At 65.5% G+C, this 18,170-nt stretch carries 15 protein-coding genes; 3 read left to right on the top strand and 12 right to left on the bottom strand.

Going from position 1 to position 18,170, the window contains the following annotated elements; genetic code table 11:
- Window position 1 precedes the first annotated feature (1 nt).
- From DWA33_RS08635 to DWA33_RS08625, 3 genes are all read right to left on the bottom strand, one after another.
- On the bottom strand, window positions 2-907 hold the full coding sequence (locus DWA33_RS08635) for a universal stress protein (RefSeq protein ID WP_114357673.1): 906 nt from the start codon (window positions 905-907) through the stop codon (window positions 2-4).
- 71 nt (window positions 908-978) lie between these two features.
- Window positions 979-3,723, bottom strand: coding sequence for a cation-transporting P-type ATPase (locus DWA33_RS08630; RefSeq protein ID WP_114357672.1), 2,745 nt, complete (start codon window positions 3,721-3,723; stop codon window positions 979-981).
- Window positions 3,724-3,979: 256 nt separating this feature from the next.
- Window positions 3,980-4,414, bottom strand: coding sequence for a hypothetical protein (locus DWA33_RS08625; RefSeq protein ID WP_167443154.1), 435 nt, complete (start codon window positions 4,412-4,414; stop codon window positions 3,980-3,982).
- A gap of 243 nt (window positions 4,415-4,657) precedes the next feature.
- On the opposite strand from DWA33_RS08625, the gene cobS reads away from it, so the two are divergent.
- Window positions 4,658-5,455, top strand: a complete 798-nt coding sequence (cobS, locus tag DWA33_RS08620) for an adenosylcobinamide-GDP ribazoletransferase (protein WP_114357715.1) — start codon at window positions 4,658-4,660, stop codon at window positions 5,453-5,455.
- 150 nt (window positions 5,456-5,605) lie between these two features.
- On the opposite strand, the gene DWA33_RS08615 is transcribed toward cobS, so the two are convergent.
- From DWA33_RS08615 to urtA, 7 genes are all read right to left on the bottom strand, one after another.
- Window positions 5,606-5,950: an FmdB family zinc ribbon protein gene (locus DWA33_RS08615; RefSeq protein ID WP_114357671.1), complete on the bottom strand. Its 345-nt coding sequence runs from the start codon at window positions 5,948-5,950 to the stop codon at window positions 5,606-5,608.
- Between the two features lie 280 nt (window positions 5,951-6,230).
- Complete coding sequence (gene fmdA, locus DWA33_RS08605) at window positions 6,231-7,460, bottom strand: formamidase (RefSeq protein WP_114357670.1); 1,230 nt, start codon at window positions 7,458-7,460, stop codon at window positions 6,231-6,233.
- Window positions 7,461-7,496: 36 nt separating this feature from the next.
- Complete coding sequence (gene urtE / locus DWA33_RS08600; protein WP_114357669.1) at window positions 7,497-8,186, bottom strand: urea ABC transporter ATP-binding subunit UrtE; 690 nt, start codon at window positions 8,184-8,186, stop codon at window positions 7,497-7,499.
- An 11-nt stretch (window positions 8,187-8,197) separates the two neighbouring features.
- Complete coding sequence (gene urtD, locus DWA33_RS08595) at window positions 8,198-8,953, bottom strand: urea ABC transporter ATP-binding protein UrtD (RefSeq protein WP_114357668.1); 756 nt, start codon at window positions 8,951-8,953, stop codon at window positions 8,198-8,200.
- A 10-nt stretch (window positions 8,954-8,963) separates the two neighbouring features.
- Window positions 8,964-10,115 carry an urea ABC transporter permease subunit UrtC gene (gene urtC, locus DWA33_RS08590; RefSeq protein ID WP_114357667.1) on the bottom strand — a complete coding sequence of 384 codons (1,152 nt, stop codon included), beginning with the start codon at window positions 10,113-10,115 and terminating at the stop codon, window positions 8,964-8,966.
- Window positions 10,116-10,129: 14 nt separating this feature from the next.
- Entirely contained in the window at window positions 10,130-11,056 is a 927-nt protein-coding gene (gene urtB, locus DWA33_RS08585) for an urea ABC transporter permease subunit UrtB (protein ID WP_114357666.1), read from the bottom strand.
- Window positions 11,057-11,227: 171 nt separating this feature from the next.
- The gene (gene urtA / locus DWA33_RS08580; RefSeq protein ID WP_114357665.1) at window positions 11,228-12,490 is read right to left on the bottom strand and encodes an urea ABC transporter substrate-binding protein; all 1,263 of its coding nucleotides are present in this window, start codon (window positions 12,488-12,490) and stop codon (window positions 11,228-11,230) included.
- Window positions 12,491-12,744: 254 nt separating this feature from the next.
- On the opposite strand from urtA, the gene DWA33_RS08575 reads away from it, so the two are divergent.
- Entirely contained in the window at window positions 12,745-16,113 is a 3,369-nt protein-coding gene (locus tag DWA33_RS08575; protein WP_114357664.1) for a hybrid sensor histidine kinase/response regulator, read from the top strand.
- Window positions 16,103-17,029 (top strand): response regulator transcription factor, encoded by a 927-nt coding sequence (locus DWA33_RS08570; RefSeq protein ID WP_114357663.1) that lies wholly within the window; start codon window positions 16,103-16,105, stop codon window positions 17,027-17,029. Before DWA33_RS08575 ends, DWA33_RS08570 begins: the two co-directional genes overlap by 11 nt.
- Here the strand turns inward: DWA33_RS08570 and DWA33_RS08565 are convergent.
- Both DWA33_RS08565 and DWA33_RS25130 read right to left on the bottom strand, forming a co-directional pair.
- On the bottom strand, window positions 17,026-17,913 hold the full coding sequence (locus tag DWA33_RS08565; RefSeq protein ID WP_244601231.1) for a YihY/virulence factor BrkB family protein: 888 nt from the start codon (window positions 17,911-17,913) through the stop codon (window positions 17,026-17,028). The genes DWA33_RS08570 and DWA33_RS08565 overlap by 4 nt on opposite strands.
- Window positions 17,914-18,008: 95 nt before the next feature.
- Window positions 18,009-18,167 carry a hypothetical protein gene (locus DWA33_RS25130; RefSeq protein ID WP_167443153.1) on the bottom strand — a complete coding sequence of 53 codons (159 nt, stop codon included), beginning with the start codon at window positions 18,165-18,167 and terminating at the stop codon, window positions 18,009-18,011.
- Window positions 18,168-18,170 lie beyond the last annotated feature (3 nt).

Raw genomic sequence — 18,170 nt, 5'->3', positions numbered from 1 at the left:
CTCAGCTCGCGGCGTCGCGCACGGGTACCACCAGGATATCGCGCTGCAGGCGGCGCAAGACCTCTTCGGTCACGCTGCTGAGCAACAGCCGCACTGCACCAATGCGCGCGTGGGTGCCGATCACCACCAGATCCGGCCGCAGCTCGGCGGCGGCCTCGATGATATCGGTGGCCGGGCCAGCGCCTTCTTTGACTACGGTCGAGTAGTCGACGTCGTCGAGTCGCAGCGGTTCGAGGAAGCGCACCAGATCGCGCACCGCATCGGTACGCGTGTCGACCAGATAGTCGTCAAGGCTGGTCCTATCAACGCCGGCGTAGTTCAGCATGCCGGCCGCCGCCGCGTCGTAGACGTGCATCACGATCAGCTTGGTCCGCTGCAGCAGGCCGAGCCTGCGAGCAGTGCACAGCGCCTGGGCCGAGCAGTCGGTCAGATCGACCGGCGCCAGACTCTTCGCATAGGGCAACGTCGGATCGAGATTGGCCATCAGCACCGGCACCGCGCTGTTGCGAATCACCCGTTCGGCGGTTGTGCCGACGAAGATGTCACGCAGGAAGGCGCGGCGATGACTGCCGACCACGCACAGATCCGCGCCCTGCTGCTGCGCGGCGCGGACGATGGCGTCGAATGGCGTGCCCAGCAGCACCAGCGGCGTACAGTCGAGGCTCGCCAGATAACCGTGTTCGCGGATCGCGTCGGCGAGCGCGGATTCGGCGAGTTCGACTTCGGCGGCAACGATGTGCTCCGGCTGATCGTCGTCGACCACGTGGGCGATCACCAGGCGGGCGCCGCTGTCGCGGGCCAGCGCCGCGGCGCGGCGAACCGCGCGATCGGAGCGCGCCGAGAAGTCCGTGGCGGCGAGCACCACATTCAGGCCGGACGTCTTATCGGGACGATGGAGTTCGTTCATGATGGACCTCGTCGTTGGTGTGGGCGCGGATCGGCGCGATCAGCACGGCGCGTACGCCGCGGCGGGGCCGTTTAGGGCTCGAGGCCGTGCAATGCGCCGATCTTGCGCATCACCAGCTTCTCCAACTCGAGCACGATCATCAGCACGACGCCGGCGCCGATCACCACGGCGCCGTCGATCAGCGAGATCGGCGTGGTGGCGAACAGGCTGTGCATGAACGGCGCGTAGGTGAAGGCGAGCTGCGCGGCAATCACCACGACCAGCGCCGCCAGCACCGGCATGGTGCCGAGCGCGCCGCGCAGCGAGATCGAACTGGTGTGCAGATAGCGGACGTTGAACAGATAGAAGATCTCGAACACCACGATCACGTTGACCACCATGGTGCGCGCGGTTTCGAGCGGCAGCCCCTTGCCGAGCGCGAAGAAGAAGATCGCCAATGCGCCGACGGTGAACAGCAACGAGACAAAGAGGATCCGCCACACCAGGAATCGCGACAGCAGTGGCGCATGCGCCAGCCGTGGCGGGCGCTTCATCACGCCGGGCTCCGGTGGCTCGAACGCCAGCACCAGACCGAGCGTGACGGTGAGGATCAGATTGATCCACAGGATCTGCACCGGGGTCATCGGCATGGTGAAGCCGACCAGGATCGCCATGATCACGGTGAGCACTTCGCCGCCATTGGTCGGAATCGTCCAGGCGATCACCTTGCGGATGTTGTCGTAGACGGTGCGTCCTTCCTGCACGGCGGCGACGATCGAGACGAAATTGTCGTCGAGCAGCACGACCTCGGAGGCCTCCTTGGCGGTCTCGGTGCCCTTGTGGCCCATCGCGATGCCGACATCGGCTTGCTTCAAAGCCGGCGCGTCGTTGACGCCGTCGCCGGTCATCGCCACCACCGCGCCTGTCGACTGCAGCGCCTGGACGATGCGCAGCTTGTGCTCCGGATTGGTGCGGGCGAACACGTCGGTGCGGCGCGCCAGCCGGACGAAGCCGGCATCCGGGGTGCGGTCGAGTTCGGTGCCGGTGACGACATCCGCGTGATCGGTCAGATCGAGTTGCCGGGCGATCGCCTCCGCGGTGGCGGCGTGGTCGCCGGTGATCATCTTGACGACGATGCCGGCGGAACGGCACTCGGCGATCGCCTGAATCACCTCGTCGCGCGGCGGATCGATGAAACCGACCAGCCCCATGAACGCCAGCCCTTCGTCGAGATCGGCGAAGCCGAGCTGATCGGACGGGCGCGCCGGCGAGCGCAACGCGAAGCCGAGCACGCGCTCGCCTTCGGCCGCTGCGCGCGCGACCTGCGCGGTCCAGAATTCGGGATCGACCGGATGCAGCGTGCCGCCGGGGCCGACCTGGGTGGTGCACATCGCCAGCAGCCGCTCCGGCGCGCCCTTGACGAAGATCACCTGGGCGCCGGACTCGGTGGCGTGGCGGGTCGCCATGAACCGATGCTGCGCGTCGAACGGGATTTCGTCGGAGCGCTTCCAGGCCGCACGCTCGCCTTCGGGATCGAGCCCCGCCTTGATCGCCAGCGCGACCAGCGCCCCCTCCATCGGATCGCCATCGACGACGTAATGGCCGTCGACGTGACGAAGTTGCGCGTCGTTGCACAGCAGCGCCGAGCGGATCAGTTGCTCCGCGGAGGCGACCGCTTCGGGATTGTCCCGACCATCGACGGTGAACTCGCCCATCGGCACGTAGCCGGAGCCGCCGACCAGGATGGTGTGATCGGCGGTGACGATCCGGCGCGCCGTCATCTCGTTTCGAGTCAGCGTGCCGGTCTTGTCGGAGCAGATCACTGAGGTGGCACCGAGGGTTTCCACCGCCGGCAACCGGCGGATGATGGCATTGCGCCTCGCCATCCGCTGCACGCCGATCGCCAGCGTGATGGTGATCACCGCCGGCAAGCCTTCAGGCACCACGCCGACCGCGAGCGCCACCACGGCGATCAGCGCATCCGGCCAGGCATAGTCGCGCACCAGCACGGCGAAAGCGAAGATCGCCGCAGCCGCCGAAATCGCCACCCAGGTGAAGCGTTCGCCGAACTTGTTGATCTGCGCCAGCAGCGGCGTCGCCAGTTGCTCGACCCCCTGGATCATCGTGCTGATGCGGCCGATCTCGGTGCGGGCGCCGGTCGCGACCACGACGCCGAAGCCCTGCCCGGCCGATACCAGCGTGCCGGAGAACGCCATGCACAGCCGGTCGCCGAGCGGCGCGTCGGGCGCTGCCGGCTGGTCGTGCTTTTCGGAGGCGACCGACTCGCCGGTCAGCATCGCCTCGTCGATCAACAGGCCGCGGGCGCGTGTGAGCCGCAGATCGGCCGGCACCCGGTCACCGGCTTCGATCATCACCACGTCGCCGGGCACCAATTGTTCGGCCGGCACGACGACGCGGTGGCCGTCGCGCCAGGCGTGGGCGCGCGGCGAGATCATCTTCTTGATCGCCGCCAGCGCCTTCTCGGCCTTGTCCTCCTGAATGAAGCCGACGATGGCGTTGATCGTCACCACCGCGACGATCACGGCGGCGTCGATCTGGTGACCGAGGAACGCGGCCGCGACCGCGGCCGCCAGCAGGAAGTAGATCAGTGTGTTGTTGAACTGCGACAGGAACCGCAGCATCGCCGAGCGGCGCGGCGGCTCCGGCAGCGCGTTCGGACCGCAGCTCTGCAGCCGGCGCTTGGCCTCCTCGGCGCTGAGGCCGCCGCGGCTGGTGGCGAGGCCGGCCAGCACCCGGTCGGCATCGGTCGCGTGCCACATCTCGCCGGAAGCCTGGTCGTTCGGACCCTTGATGTCGGTTTGCAGCAGTTCGGTCATGGTTGGATCTCGACGTCTTGGGCTCGGCAGGAACGCTGCGGTTCGGAGACGGGGCGCGTCCCAAGGATGCGTCCATGGCCCCGGCTCGGTCCGACCCAGCACATGGAATCGGCCGCACAGCGCGATGAAAGGACTCGGTTGAAGTGCCGGGGGCGTCGCTGCGGCGGTCAGGCGATCCGAGGCACAGTTCCTCGGGCCGTCAGACGACGGCTCGCTCGATCGAATTTACGGCGGCAGACGGAGTCGCGGCGCGGGACTACGCGGCGATTGGCGGACGAAGCTGGGGCGGCTCGCTGCGATCCAGCATCGGTTCGGCCAGCGGCAAGTGGACGCGGGTGGACTGATCGCAGCCGGCGCTTCTGAGCGACACCGGGGTCAGCGCATGGGCGCCGTCAGTGGTCATGATCTCCGGATCGTCGCTGAGATTCAGCGGCGGGAGCGAAGGCGGCGTCCTGACGAAGGCGAGCTGGGGCTGCGGCGCCTGGTCGGCCGCCCACAGAGCAACAGCCGGCACGGCTTGAGCCGGCGCGACATCAACCGAGACGGCACGCTGAGAAACAGCCTCGGCCGAAGCGACCGGGATGGTGGCGACAACGATCACGACAAATAGGCAGACGCAGATCGCCGCCTCAAGCCACAGGCGCAATGCAGCGGAGATGGTCCGGTCGTCGCTGTTTCGTTTGCACCGCATCGTCGCGGAAATTGCCTCATCTCGATTACGTCGAACAAGGTTAGCCGCCCGCCCACAACCGTCACATTGACCTCTATCAAGGGGTTAGCCATTTGGCTGCGGCGGGAAGTCACAGCGGCCTGGCTGTGGGGTCGCCGCAGCATGGCAGCTACCCGCCGCACATCCGCCGACCGGCAACGCAAGCCGGCGCTTGACCGCGCCCTCGCTCGCGCGCAGTACGGCGGCTTCCGCAAAGGCATCTTCATGACCGACTCTCCCCAACTCTCGCGACCGACGCCGACGCTGGCGCAATTGCTCGACGCGGTGCGCTTCCTGACCATTCTGCCGGTGCCGAGCGCCGATCGGGCGCCGGAGCCGGACTGGCTGATGCGGGCGATGACGTTCTTTCCGGTGGTCGGAGTCGGCATCGGCGTGGTGTCGGCGGCGGCGATGATCGTCGGCACCTCGCTGTTCGGACCAATGCTCGGCGCGCTCCTCGCGGTAACCGCCTCGATCGCGCTGACAGGCGCCTTCCACGAAGACGGTCTCGCCGACACCTTCGATGCGTTCGGCGGCGGCTGGACGGTCGAGCGCCGGCTGGAGATCATGAAGGACAGCCGGATCGGCACCTATGGCGCGCTGGCGCTCGGCATCGGTGTCGCATTGCGGGTCGCGGCACTGTCGCTGCTGCCGCTGTGGGCAGCGCTCGCCGCGCTGGTCGCCTGCCACGCCGCATCGCGCGGTGCCTCGTGCCTCGTCGCGCATCGGATGAGCTACGCCGGCAACACCGCGGCGATGAAAGCGAGCTACGCAGACACCACGCTGCGCAAGGACGAGCTGGTGCTCAGCGCAATCGCGGTAGGGCTCGGCGCGCTGCCGCTCCTCCTTGTATCGCCGATCGCGGTGGTGATCGGACTTGCGGCCGGCAGTGCGCTTGCCGCCGCGATGGCCGGCTGGGCCAAGCGCCTGATCGGCGGCTACACCGGCGACGTACTCGGCGCCAGCGAGCAATTGTTCGAGATCGGTTTTCTGCTCGGCGTCGCCGCGGTGATCGCCGGATAGGTCGGCCGCTCGAGTCCTGCGTCATTGCGGGGAGCACCCGGATCGACGCTTCGCGTCGTCCGAGTACAGGCTCCGCGACGAAGCAATCCAGAAGCTCGGTGCACCCGACTCCCGGATTGCTTCGCTTCGCTCGCAATGACGACGACGTAGTCAGTGGCTGATCATCCACGGCCGCGCGGTGGGGAAGCCCTTGGCGCCGCTCTTGGTGCGGGTCTGCAACCGCGCCGGCTTCTTGATGCCCGAACAGCAGCTGCAGCCGGGGGCATGCTTGGCCTTGTATTCCCCGACCGTCATCGGCGCGTTGCGGCTCTTCTCGTTGGTGGCGTGGGCGGCGCGCTGCGAGGACGGCATGCAGGAGAAATTCGGCGCGGTGAGGATCACCCGCGGTGACGAAGTCTCGCAGCTCGGGCAGAGCTGCGGATCGTCACATTCCGCCATCGGCCGCAGATCGGTGAACGGCCCGCAGGCGTCGCATAGATATTCATAAACAGGCATCGTCGTTTCCCTTGCGCTGACGATTGCGACTTTCCCCGCGATGGGAGCGGGGCGGCATATACGCACCGTCCCGCTCCCCGTCGCGCAGGGAAGTCTTGGCGACTAGCCGCCGTGATGACTGCTCGGCGGTTGCCACGTTGTTCCCGTCATGCCCGGGCTTGTCCCCGGCATCCACGTCTTGATGCGGCTCGGCAAGTACGACGTGGATGGCCAGGACATAGGCGATCCTTAGAACGCCGTTCTTCGAACGGCTACGCCCGGCCATGACGACGATGGTGTGTTACTTGTCCGGCGAGATCGGCATGTCGATGTCGCCCTTGATCGCCTTCACCGGGCCGGCCGAGGACGGCATCATGTCGAAGTCGAAGATCTCGGTCGGCAGCCACAGCGTAGCGCAGGCGTTCGGAACGTCGACGACGCCGGAGATGTGGCCCTGCACCGGCGCGGTGCCGAGGATCGAATAGGCCTGGGCGCCGGAGTAGCCGAACTTCTTCAGATACTCGATGGCGTTCAAGCACGCCTGGCGATACGCCACGGTCACGTCGAGGTAGTGCTGCTGGCCCTGCTCGTCGACCGAAATGCCCTCGAAAATCAGATAGTCCTTGTAGTTCGGCGTCACCGGCGACGGCTTGAAGATCGGGTTCTTGATGCCGTATTTCGACACGCCGTCCTTGATGACGTCGACCTTGATGTGCAGCCAGCCGGCCATCTCGATCGCGCCGCAGAAGGTGATCTCGCCGTCGCCCTGGCTGAAGTGCAGATCGCCCATCGACAGGCCGCCGCCCGGCACATAGACCGGGAAGTAGATCTTCGAACCGCGCGACAGATCCTTGATGTCGCAGTTGCCGCCGTGTTCGCGCGGCGGCACGGTGCGGGCGCCTTCGGCCGCGGCCTTGGCCTTGTCGTCGCCCTTGAGCTTGCCCATGTGGGCGGTCGGCCCGAACGGCGGGTTGGCAAGGCCGGGCACGCGGGTCGGGTTGGTGGCGATCAGCGCGGTCTCACGCTCGTTCCACGCCGACAGCAGCTTCGGATCGGGCAGACAGCCGATCAGGCCGGGATGGATCAGGCCGGCGAAGCTGACGCCCGGGATGTGGCGCGACGACGTGTACATCCCCTTGAAGTCCCAGATCGACTTCTGCGCCAGCGGGAAGTGGTCGGTGAGGAAACCGCCGCCGTTCTGCTTGGAGAAGAAGCCGTTGAAGCCCCACAGGCTGTCCTTGACCGGGCCGACGTCGAGCAGATCGACGACCAGCAGGTCGCCGGGTTCGGCACCCTTGACGCCGATCGGGCCGGACAGGAAGTGCACGATCGACAGATCGATGTCGCGAACGTCGTCAGCCGAGTCGTTGTTCTTGATGAACCCGCCGGTCCAGTCGTAGGTCTCGACGATGAAGTCGTCGCCGGGATTGACCCACGCGGCCATCGGAATGTCCGGATGCCAGCGGTTGTGGACCATCTCGTTGTCGTAGGCCGACTGTGTGAGATCGACCTTGATCAATGTCTCTGGCATCGGAAGCTCCCCTTGTTACCAGTGGACGGTGGAAAACTAGACGGACAGATATTTCGCGACCTGCGCCTCATCGACGCCGGCGCGCGGCTCGTCGCGAACGATTTCGCCGTTCTCGATCACAAGTACCCGGTCGGCGACGTCGAGCGCGAAGCTCAGCACCTGCTCGGAGACGATGATCGAAAGCCCGCGGCTGTCGCGGATGCGCTTCAGGGTGCGTGCCATCTCACGAATGATCGACGGCTGGATGCCCTCGGTCGGCTCGTCGAGCAGCAGCACCTTCGGCTTGGTGGCGAGCGCGCGGGCGATCGCCAATTGCTGTTGCTGGCCGCCCGACAGGTTGCCGCCGCGCCGCCCCTTCATTTCGAGCAGCACCGGGAACAGCTCGTAAATGTCGGCCGGCACTTCGCTGTCGCCGGAGGCCGCGAGGCCGGTCTCGATGTTCTCCTTCACCGTCATGGTGGAGAAGATCATCCGGCCCTGCGGCACGTAAGCGAGTCCCTTGGCGACGCGCTCGTAGCTCTTGAGGCCGCCGAGCTCGATGCCGTTCATCGCGATCGAGCCCTTGCGCTGCGGGATGATGCCCATCAGCGACTTCATCAGCGTGGTCTTGCCCATGCCGTTGCGGCCCATGATCGCGACGATCTCATTCGGCGCGACGTCGATATTGAGCCCGTGCAGCACCTCGCTCTGGCCATAGGCGACGTGCAGATCGTTGATAGCGAGCATGTCCGCCTCCTTTAATGGCCGAGATAGACTTCGATGACCTTCGGATCGTTCTTGACCGTGTCCATCGAGCCCTCGGACAGGATCTGGCCCTGGTGCAGCACGGTGACCTTGTGGGCGATGTCTTCGACGAACTTCATGTCGTGCTCGATCACCAGCACCGAGCGGTCCTTGATGATGGTGTGCAGCAATTCCGCGGTCTTGACGCGCTCGGACACGCTCATGCCGGCGACCGGCTCGTCGAGCATCAACAGGTCGGGGTCCTGGATCAGAAGCATGCCGATCTCCAGCCACTGCTTCTGGCCGTGGCTGAGCAGATCGGCGCTCATCCCGAGCTTGTCCTTCAGAAAGATCGCCTCGGCGACCTCCTCGACGCGCTCGCGCACCGCCGCGGTGCGCTGGAACGCCAGCGCGCCGAACACCGAGCGGCCCTGCGGATAGGAGATCTCCAAATTCTCGAACACCGTGAGGTCTTCGTAGATCGACGGCGTCTGGAACTTGCGCCCCACCCCCGCCTGCACGATCTGGTTCTCCTTCATCTTGGTGAGATCCTTGCCGCGGAAATGGATCGCACCCGAGGTGGCTTTGGTTTTGCCGCAGATCAGATCGAGCACCGTGGTCTTGCCGGCGCCGTTGGGGCCGATGATGACGCGGATCTCGTTTTCCTCGACGTAGAACGACAGATCGTTGACCGCCTTGAAGCCGTCGAACGAGACCGTGAGACCTTCTACTGCAAGCAGGAAGTCGGGCGGTTGATGGCCGATCAGCATGATGTCCTCCTCATTCCGCCGGGGCGCCGTCGGCCACCTGGCCGAACGGCTTGCCGCCGGTACGATCCGAACCGGGCTTGCGCTTGCTGATCAGCCTGTCGAACAGCGGCTGGACGTAGTCGCGCCAGATGCCGGCGAGACCGTTCGGGAAGATCAGCACCACCGCGATGAACAAGGCGCCGAGGCCGAACAGCCAGAGCTGCGGGAAGGATTCCGACAGCGAGGTCTTGGCGAAGTTGACGAGCAGCGTGCCGTAGATCGCGCCGAAGATCGACAGCCGGCCGCCGACCGCGGTGTAGATCACCATCTCGATCGACGGCACGATGCCGACGAAGGACGGCGACATGAAGCCGACGTTGAGGGTGAACATCGCGCCGCCGACCGCCGCGAACATCGCAGCGAGACAGAACGCGAAGATCTTGAAGTTGGCGACGCTGTAGCCGGAGAACCGCACCCGGTCCTCCTTCTCGCGCATCGCCACCAGGATACGGCCGAGCTTGGAGTGGCGCACGAACAACGCCAGCAGGATCGCGCCGAAAAGGAACGCGACCTCGACGAAATACAGCACCACCTTGGCGTGGTCGGGACGGATGTCCCAGCCCTTCAGGGTGCGCAGGTCGGTGATGCCGTTGATGCCGCCGGTGTAGCCCTGCTGGCCGATGATCAGGATGGTCATGATCGCGGCGATCGCCTGGGTGATGATGGCGAAGTACACGCCGCCGACCCGGCGCTTGAACATCGCGGCGCCGATCAGGAACGCGAACACCGCCGGCACCACCAGGATCGCGACGATCGTCAGCGTCAGGCTGTGGAACGGCTGCCAGAACCACGGGATCTGGGTGATCTGGTTCCAGTCCATGAAGTCCGGAATGCCGGGGGTCGACTGGATCTTGGTGTTCTCGACGCTGGAGGCTTCCAGCTTGAGATACATCGCCATGCAGTAGCCGCCGAGGCCGAAGAACACGCCCTGGCCGAGACTGAGGATGCCGCCGAAGCCCCAGCACAGCACCAGGCCGATCGCCACGAAGGCGTAGGTCAGATATTTGGCGACCAGGTTGAGCCGGAACACGTCGAGCGACAGCGGCAGGATCACCACCAGGAGCAGAGCGAGGACGGCGAGACCGAGCAGATCGGTGCGACTGAGAAAGCGCGGGCTTTCCATGACGGTGGCTCCTGTTATTTGCGGACCTTGAGGGCGAACAGACCTTGCGGCCGCACCATCAGGATCGCCACGATGGCGAGCAGCGTCAGCACCTTGGCCATCGAGCCGGACATGAAGAATTCCATGGTCGACTGCGCCTGGGAGATGCTGAAGGCGGACGCGATGGTGCCGAACAGGCTGGCGGCGCCGCCGAACACCACGACCAGGAAGGTGTCGACGATGTAGAGCTGGCCGGAGGTCGGCCCGGTCGAGCCGATCATGGTGAAGGCACTGCCGGCGATGCCGGCGATGCCGCAACCGAGCCCGAAGGTGTAGCGGTCGACCTTCTCGGTGTTGATGCCGACGGCGCCCGCCATCACCCGGTTCTGCACCACGGCGCGGACCTGGCGGCCCCAGCGCGACCAGAACAGCACATAGGAGACCGCCGCGGTGATCAGCACGGTGAGCGCCATCACGAACATGCCGTTGATCGGAATCTCGATGGTGTCGGTGACCTGCTTGGAGCCGAGCATCCACTGCGGCAGCTCGACGCCGACCTCGCGCGCACCGAAGATCGAGCGGTACGCCTGCTGCAGGATCAGCGACAGGCCCCAGGTCGCCAGCAGAGTGTCGAGCGGCCGCTTGTAGAGGTGGCGGATCAGCCCCCACTCCACCAGCATGCCGAGCGCCCCGGAGGCGATGAATGCCAGGATCATCGCAATGAAGAAGTAGCCGGAGAACAGTGACGGCAGATAGGATTGGAAGAAGTTCGACGTCATCCAGGTGACGTAGGCGCCCAGGATCATGAACTCGCCGTGGGCCATGTTGATCACGCCCATCTGGCCGAAGATGATCGCCAATCCAAGCGCCATCAGCACGTAGACGGAAAACAGAATGAGCCCCGCGAAGCCCTGCATCGCGAAGATCGCGCCGAGATCGCCAATCGAATAGTCGCCGAACATGAGGCTGCCCCTGGATGGAATGGATCTGGACTCGGTGGTGGGCGGCGGCGCGCTGCCACACTCCCAGCGTCATCGCCGGGCTTGACCCGGCGATCCATCTTCAGCGAAGGAGATGGATGCGCGGGTCGAGCCCGCGCATGACACTGAGTGCGTGGAAGCTTTCGCCGACGCTTACTGGTAGCCCTTCGGGAACGGATCGGGCTCGACCAGGTCGGCGGTCTCGTAGATCAGCTCGTACTGACCGTCCGCCTTGGCGCGTCCGACGCGAGTCTTCGACCACAGGTGGTGGTTCTCGTGGATCCGGACGTAGCCTTCCGGCGCGCCCTTGAACTCGACGCCGGGCGAGGCCGCCGCAACCTTGTCGATGTCGAACGAGCCGGCCTTCTCGACCGTCAATTTCCACAGCCACGGGCCGAGATAGGCAGCCTGGGTGACGTCTCCGATCACCGTCTTCGGGCCCCACATCTTGTGGAATTCCTCGACGAACTTCTTGTTGTTCGGGTTATCGAGCGACTGGAAATACTTCATGCAGGCGTAGGCGCCGGCGATGTTCTCGCCGCCGATGCCGTCGATTTCGTCCTCGGTGACCGAGATCGTCAGCAGGGTCTGCTTCGACAGGTCGATTCCGGCCGCCTTGAGCTGCTTGTAGAACGCCACGTTGGAGCCGCCGACGATGATCGCGTAGATCACGTCCGGCTTGGTCAGCTTGATCTTGTTGATCACCGAGTTGAACTGGGTGTGGCCGAGCGGGAAGTATTCTTCGCCCACCACCTTGCAGCCCTGCAGATGGTTCTCGATGTGCTTGCGGGCGATCTTGTTCGAGGTACGCGGCCAGATGTAGTCGGAGCCGAGCAGATAGAAGCTCTTGGCGTTCTTGGTCTTGTTGACCCAGTCGAGGCCGGCGATGATCTGCTGGGTGGCCTCCTGGCCGGTGTAGATGACATTCTTGGACTGCTCGAGGCCTTCGTAGAAGGTCGGGTAGTACAGCATGCCGTTATACTGTTCGAACACCGGCAGCACCGCCTTGCGCGACGCCGAGGTCCAGCAGCCCATCACCGCGGCGCACTTGTCGTTGACCAGCAGCTTCTTGGCCTTCTCGGCGAAGGTCGGCCAGTCGGAGGCGCCGTCTTCCTGGATGTACTTGATCTTGCGGCCCAGCACGCCGCCTGCGGCGTTGATCTGCTCGATCGCCAGCTTCTCGGCCTGCACCGAGCCGGTCTCGGAGATCGCCATGGTGCCGGTGACAGAGTGCAGGATGCCGACCGTGACCTCAGTATCCGTGACCGCGAGTCCGGTCGTATTGACCGCGGAAGTTGCAGGCGCCTGAGCGAACGACGTGCGCGGCAACATCGTGAGGGCGGGAATGGCCGCCATCCCCATCAGCAGTTTGCGCCGGAGCGGCGAATTCAGGCCCAGCTTGTTTTCGTCTGACATTAACTACCCCTTCGTGGTTCGTGGACGCGAGTGCAGTCGGGGAAACGATCGGCGAATTCGGCGGATGGACCGATACGCAAGATCACGTATGTTGCATCGCAAGATCGCGACGTAGTTTTTCAGGCGCCGGACCTACGGTCGCGGTGCCGAAACAACGGGCTCGAGGCCGACAAATTGCGCGTGTCGTGATCGGAAAACCGGCATCGCCGACGCGGGGCAGGCGCTAGAGTCGATCAGGATGTGAGGAGAAGCGCGTGGCGGGGCGGCAGCGTATAGATCGCGTCCGGCGCCAGTACAATCAGTGGGTCGCCAACCAGACCCTGGAGGACTACGCGCTTCGTTTCACAGCCAAGAGCTCTCGCCGCTGGTCCGCAGCACGCGTCGCCAACACCGCGCTCGGCGCGATCTCGTTCCTGGCGCTGGAAGCGATCGGCGGCACCATCACGCTGAACTACGGCGTCACCAACGCCACCGCGGCGATCCTGGTGGTCGGCGTGATCATCTTCTGCTGCGGCCTGCCGATCGCCTATCACGCGGCGAAATGCGGCGTGGATATCGACCTGCTGACCCGCGGGGCCGGGTTCGGTTACATCGGCTCGACCGTCACGTCGCTGATCTACGCCTCGTTCACCTTCATCTTCTTCGCGATCGAGGCGGTGATCCTCGCCAACGCGCTGGAACTGTGCTTCGGTCTGCCGCTGCCGATCGGCTACTTCTTCAGCGCCGTGGTGATCATCCCGGTGGTGACCTACGGCATTACGCTGATCAGCCGGTTCCAGCTTTGGACCCAACCGTTCTGGGTGCTGCTGCACATCCTGCCGTTCGCGGCAATCGCGATCAAAAGTCCGGAATCCTTCGTCGGCTGGACCCAGTTTGCCGGCGAGCACGGCAGCCCGGACGGCAAGCTCGATTTGCTGCTGTTCGGCACCGCCGCCTCGGTGGTGTTCGCGCTGGTGGCGCAGATCGGCGAGCAGGTCGACTTCCTGCGCTTCCTGCCGCGCGACCGCCGCGCCTCGCGCGGCGCGTGGTGGTTCGCGATGATCAGCGCCGGCCCGGGCTGGATCGTGCCGGGCGCGTTGAAATTGCTGGCCGGATCGTTCCTGGCCTATTTCGCGCTCAGCCGCGGCGCACCACCCGACCAGGCGGCGGAGCCGGCGCACATGTATCTCGAGGCGTTCCGCACCGTGCTGGAACAGCCCGGCTTGGTGCTGGCGCTGACCGGCGCGTTCGTGATCCTGTCGCAGATCAAGATCAACGTCACCAATGCCTATGCGGGCTCGATCGCCTGGTCGAACTTCTTCTCGCGGCTGACCCACAGCCATCCGGGACGCGTCGTCTGGCTGGTGTTCAACGTGCTGGTGGCGCTGCTGCTGATGGAGATCGGCGTCTACAAGGCGCTGGAGCACACGCTGGCGCTGTACTCCAACATCGCGATCGCCTGGGTCGGCGCGCTGGTGTCGGATCTGGTCGTCAACCGGCCGCTCGGGCTGCGGCCGCGGCACATGGAGTTCAAGCGCGCGCATCTGTACGACATCAATCCGGTCGGCGTCGGCTCGATGACGATCGCTACCGTGGTGTCGATCAGCGCATTCTACGGCGTGTTCGGGCCGACCGCCAACGCGCTCGCACCGTTTGTCGCGCTGGTGGTCGCCTTCGTCACCGCCCCGGTGATCGCCTTCGCCACCGGTGGCCGATTCTACCTGGCGCGCAAGCCGAAGCGGGCGTGGCAGGGCGTGGAGGCGATCAAGTGCTGCATCTGCGAGCACTCGTTCGAGCCAGAAGACATGGCCTATTGCCCGGCCTATGCCGGGCCGATCTGTTCGCTGTGCTGTTCGCTCGACGCCAGATGCCACGATCTGTGCAAGCCGCACGCGCGGATCGATGCCCAGTTCACCGAAGCACTCGGCAAGGTTCTGCCGCAGCGCGCCTACGCACTGCTGAACTCGCAGCTCGGGCATTATCTCAGCGTATTCGCGGTCTCGACCGGGCTGATCGGCCTGTCGCTGTTCCTGATCTATCTGCAGGCTGCGACCGCCAATGAAGCCCAGCAGATCGAACTCGCCGAAGTGCTGTGGAAGCTGTTCTTCGCGCTCACCATCATCGTCGGGGTGGTGAGCTGGCTGTTCGTGCTGGCGCGGTTGAGCCGGCAGGCAGCCGAGGCAGAGACGCGGCGTCAGACCCAGTTGCTGATGCAGGAGATCGACGCTCACCGCAAGACCGACATCGAGCTGCAGCGCGCCAAGGAAGCCGCCGAATCCGCCAACCTCGCCAAGAGCCGCTACGTCGTCGGTCTCAGCCACGAGCTTCGCTCGCCGCTGAACGCGATCAGCGGCTACGCGCAGTTGCTGGAGCAGGACAGTACGCTGCCGCCACGGCCGCGCGACCAGATCCGGCTGATGCGGCGCAGCGCCGATCATCTGTCCGGCCTGATCGACGGCCTGCTGGATATCTCGAAAATCGAAGCCGGCCGGCTGTATCTGTCGCGCGACGAGGTGAGGTTCGGCGAATTTCTCGATCAGCTCGTCGGCATGTTCCGTCTGCAGGCCGCCGCCAAGGACATCGAGTTCGTGTTCAAGCGGCCGCAATATCTGCCGCCGATGGTCTATGCCGACGAGAAGCGGCTGCGCCAGGTGCTGATCAACCTCTTGTCGAACGCCATCAAGTTCACCCAGCAAGGAAGCGTGCAGTTTATCGTGCACTACCGCAACCCGGTCGCCGAGCTCGAAGTCCGCGACACCGGGCCGGGCATCCATGCCGACGATCTGGAGCGGATCTTCGCGCCGTTCGAGCGCGGCGCGCTCGGCGCCGCGCAACCCCACAGCGGCACCGGCCTCGGCCTCACCATCAGCAAGCTGCTGGCGGGCGTGATGGGTGGCGACCTCACCGTCACCTCGACGCCGGACAAAGGCTCGACCTTCCGCGTCAAGCTGCTGCTGTCGGAAGTCACCAACCCGACCCGCACCCGCTCGATCCGCGCCCCGGTGCTCGGCTATCACGGCGCCCGCAAGACCATTCTGGTCACCGACGACGATCCGGCGCAACGCGGCCTGCTGCAGGACACGCTGGCGCCGCTCGGCTTCATCGTGCTGGTGGCGACCGACGGCTACTCCTGCATCGATCTCGCCGAGCACTGCCAGCCCGACCTGTTCCTGCTCGACATCTCGATGCCGGGGATGGACGGCTGGACGGTGGCCGAGACGCTACGCACCCACGGCCATCATCACGCGCGCATCCTGATGCTGTCGGCCAGCGCGCTGGAGGCGCACGGCACGCTGCTGTCGCAGCCGTTCCACGACGCCTATCTGATGAAGCCGGTCGATATCCCGCGGCTGCTCGAACTGATCGGCCAGTTGCTCAAGATCGACTGGATCTACAAGGGCGAAGCGGCGACCACCTTGGACGATACGACCGACATCCAGCACCCGCCGATGCAGCATGTCGAGGAATTGATCGAACTCGGCAAGATCGGCTACATCCGCGGCATCGAGTCGAAGCTCGATCAGATCCACACCGATTATCCGGAAACCTGGGCGTTCGTGGCGCAGATGCGAACGCTGGTCGAGCAGTTCGATCTCGATTCCTACATGAAGACGCTGAACACGCTGTATCGCCATGAACAATGATCTGAAGAAGCGCGATATCGCCCTCGTCGTCGACGACTCTCCGGAGACGCTGCGGATGCTGACCGACGCGCTCGACGGCGCCGGCATGACCGTGATGGTCGCGCTCGACGGCGCCGCGGCGATGCGGATCGTTGAGCAGATCACGCCCGACATTATTCTGCTCGACGCGGTGATGCCCGGCATGGACGGCTTCGAAACCTGCCGGCGGCTGAAGCGCAGCGCCGGCCTTTCGGACGTGCCGGTGATCTTCATGACCGGGCTGTCGGAGTCCGAACACATCGTCCGCGGCCTGGAAGCCGGCGGCGTCGACTACGTCACCAAGCCGATCGCGATCGTCGAGATGCTGGCGCGGATCCGGGTGCATCTCAACAACGCCCGCGTCAGCCAGAGCGCGCGCGCCGCGCTGGATGTGTCGGGGCGTTTCCTGCTGGCGGTCGACCGACTCGGCAAGGTGCTGTGGGCGACGCCGCAGGCGCAGAAGCTGCTCGCCGCCGACGATACGCCGGAGGATGGCCTGCGGCTCGACCTGCCGAAGCCGTGGCTGGAATGGCTGGAGCAGGTCCATACCGGTCTTGCCCAGCCGAAGATGCCGATGAAGGCGTCGATGCTGCGTAACGACGAGCTGCGGCTGCAATACATGGGCAAGCTCGGCCCCAACGAATTCCTGCTGCGGCTGGCGCGCGACACCGCCGCGGATGCGCCGGCGCAGTTCTCCGCAGAGTTCGGGCTGACCAGCCGCGAGAGCGAGGTGCTGGCCTGGCTCAGCAAGGGCAAGACCAATCGCGATATCGCGCAGATCCTCGGCCTCAGCCCGCGCACCGTCGACAAGCACCTCGAGCAGATCTACGCCAAGCTCGGTGTCGAGAACCGCACGGCCGCCGCGGCGATCGCCACCAACGCCAGCCGGCGTGACTAACTGCCTGCCTCGGTGCGCGCGAGCCGGCCGGCGCGGGCTTCGATCTCAGCGTTGAACTCGCCGCCGACCAGCACCACGATCGCGGTCATCCACATCCAGATCATCAGGCCGATCGCCGCGCCGAGCGAGCCGTAGGTCGCATTGTAGTCGGCGAAGTTGGCGAGATAATACGACAGTGCCGCAGAACCGACGAGCCAGCTCAGCGCCGCCAGGACGCTGCCCGGTACCACCCAGCGCCACGGCGGCGCCGGCCGGTTGGCCGCGATCCGATACAGGACGGCCAGCCCGCCGAACGTCATCAGTGCCAACGCCGGCCAGCGGCCGTAGTCGATCGCCACCGCCACCAGGTTGCCGAGCCCGATCCGAGCGAGCACGATCGGCGCCGCGATTACCAGGCCGATCGCCGCCAGTACCGCGCAAAGGGCGCCGAGCGTGAACAACAGCGAAAACGCACTGAGCTTGAAGAACCCGCGCTGCTCCTCAACGTCGTACACCACGTTGAGCGCGTCGATCACCGCCTTGACGCCGCCGTTGGCGCTCCACAGCGCCAACGCCAAGCTGATCAGGAAGGCGAAGCCGAGTCTCGTCTGCCCGTTGGCCAGCACCCGGCCGACCTGGTCCTCGATCACCGAATAGGTGCCGGCCGGCACCATCCCCGACACTTGCGCGAGGTGTCCGTTGATGGTCGCCGGGTCGTTGAACAGCGCATAGGACGACACCAGCGCGGTGATGGCAGGAAACAATCCGAGCAGCCAGTAGAACACCACGCCGGCCGCGACCAGCAACAGCCGGTCGTCGTTCATTCGCGTGTAGGTGCCGGTCGCGATCGTCCTCCAGTCGCCGCGCAGCACCTGCCACGGTGAGTCGGACTCCCTGCGAGTCACCGCCGGGCGACGTTGGGGTGCGCGCCGGACTCGGCGCGCGTGAAGGCTCGGCTCCGCAGCGGTCATCTGATCCCGGCAATTGCGTAGGTCGACGTCTAGTGAGTCTCGGACTGTTGCCAGCGCTCCAGATCCGGCTTGTCAGGCGGATTCTGGTCGTCGACCTGAGAGCTCTGCCCCGGCTTCTTCCAAGGCTCGCGGGTGCCGCTCTTCATCGCGTCACTGGGACGGTCGTCGGGCGCCTTGTCGTCTGCCATCGC

Origin of the sequence: Rhodopseudomonas pentothenatexigens (assembly GCF_900218015.1) — a bacterium.
GTDB classification, from domain to species: Bacteria; Pseudomonadota; Alphaproteobacteria; order Rhizobiales; family Xanthobacteraceae; genus Rhodopseudomonas; species Rhodopseudomonas pentothenatexigens.
The sequence above is the reverse complement of the archived record's forward strand: the minus strand, read 5'-3'. Positions and strand labels throughout refer to the sequence as shown.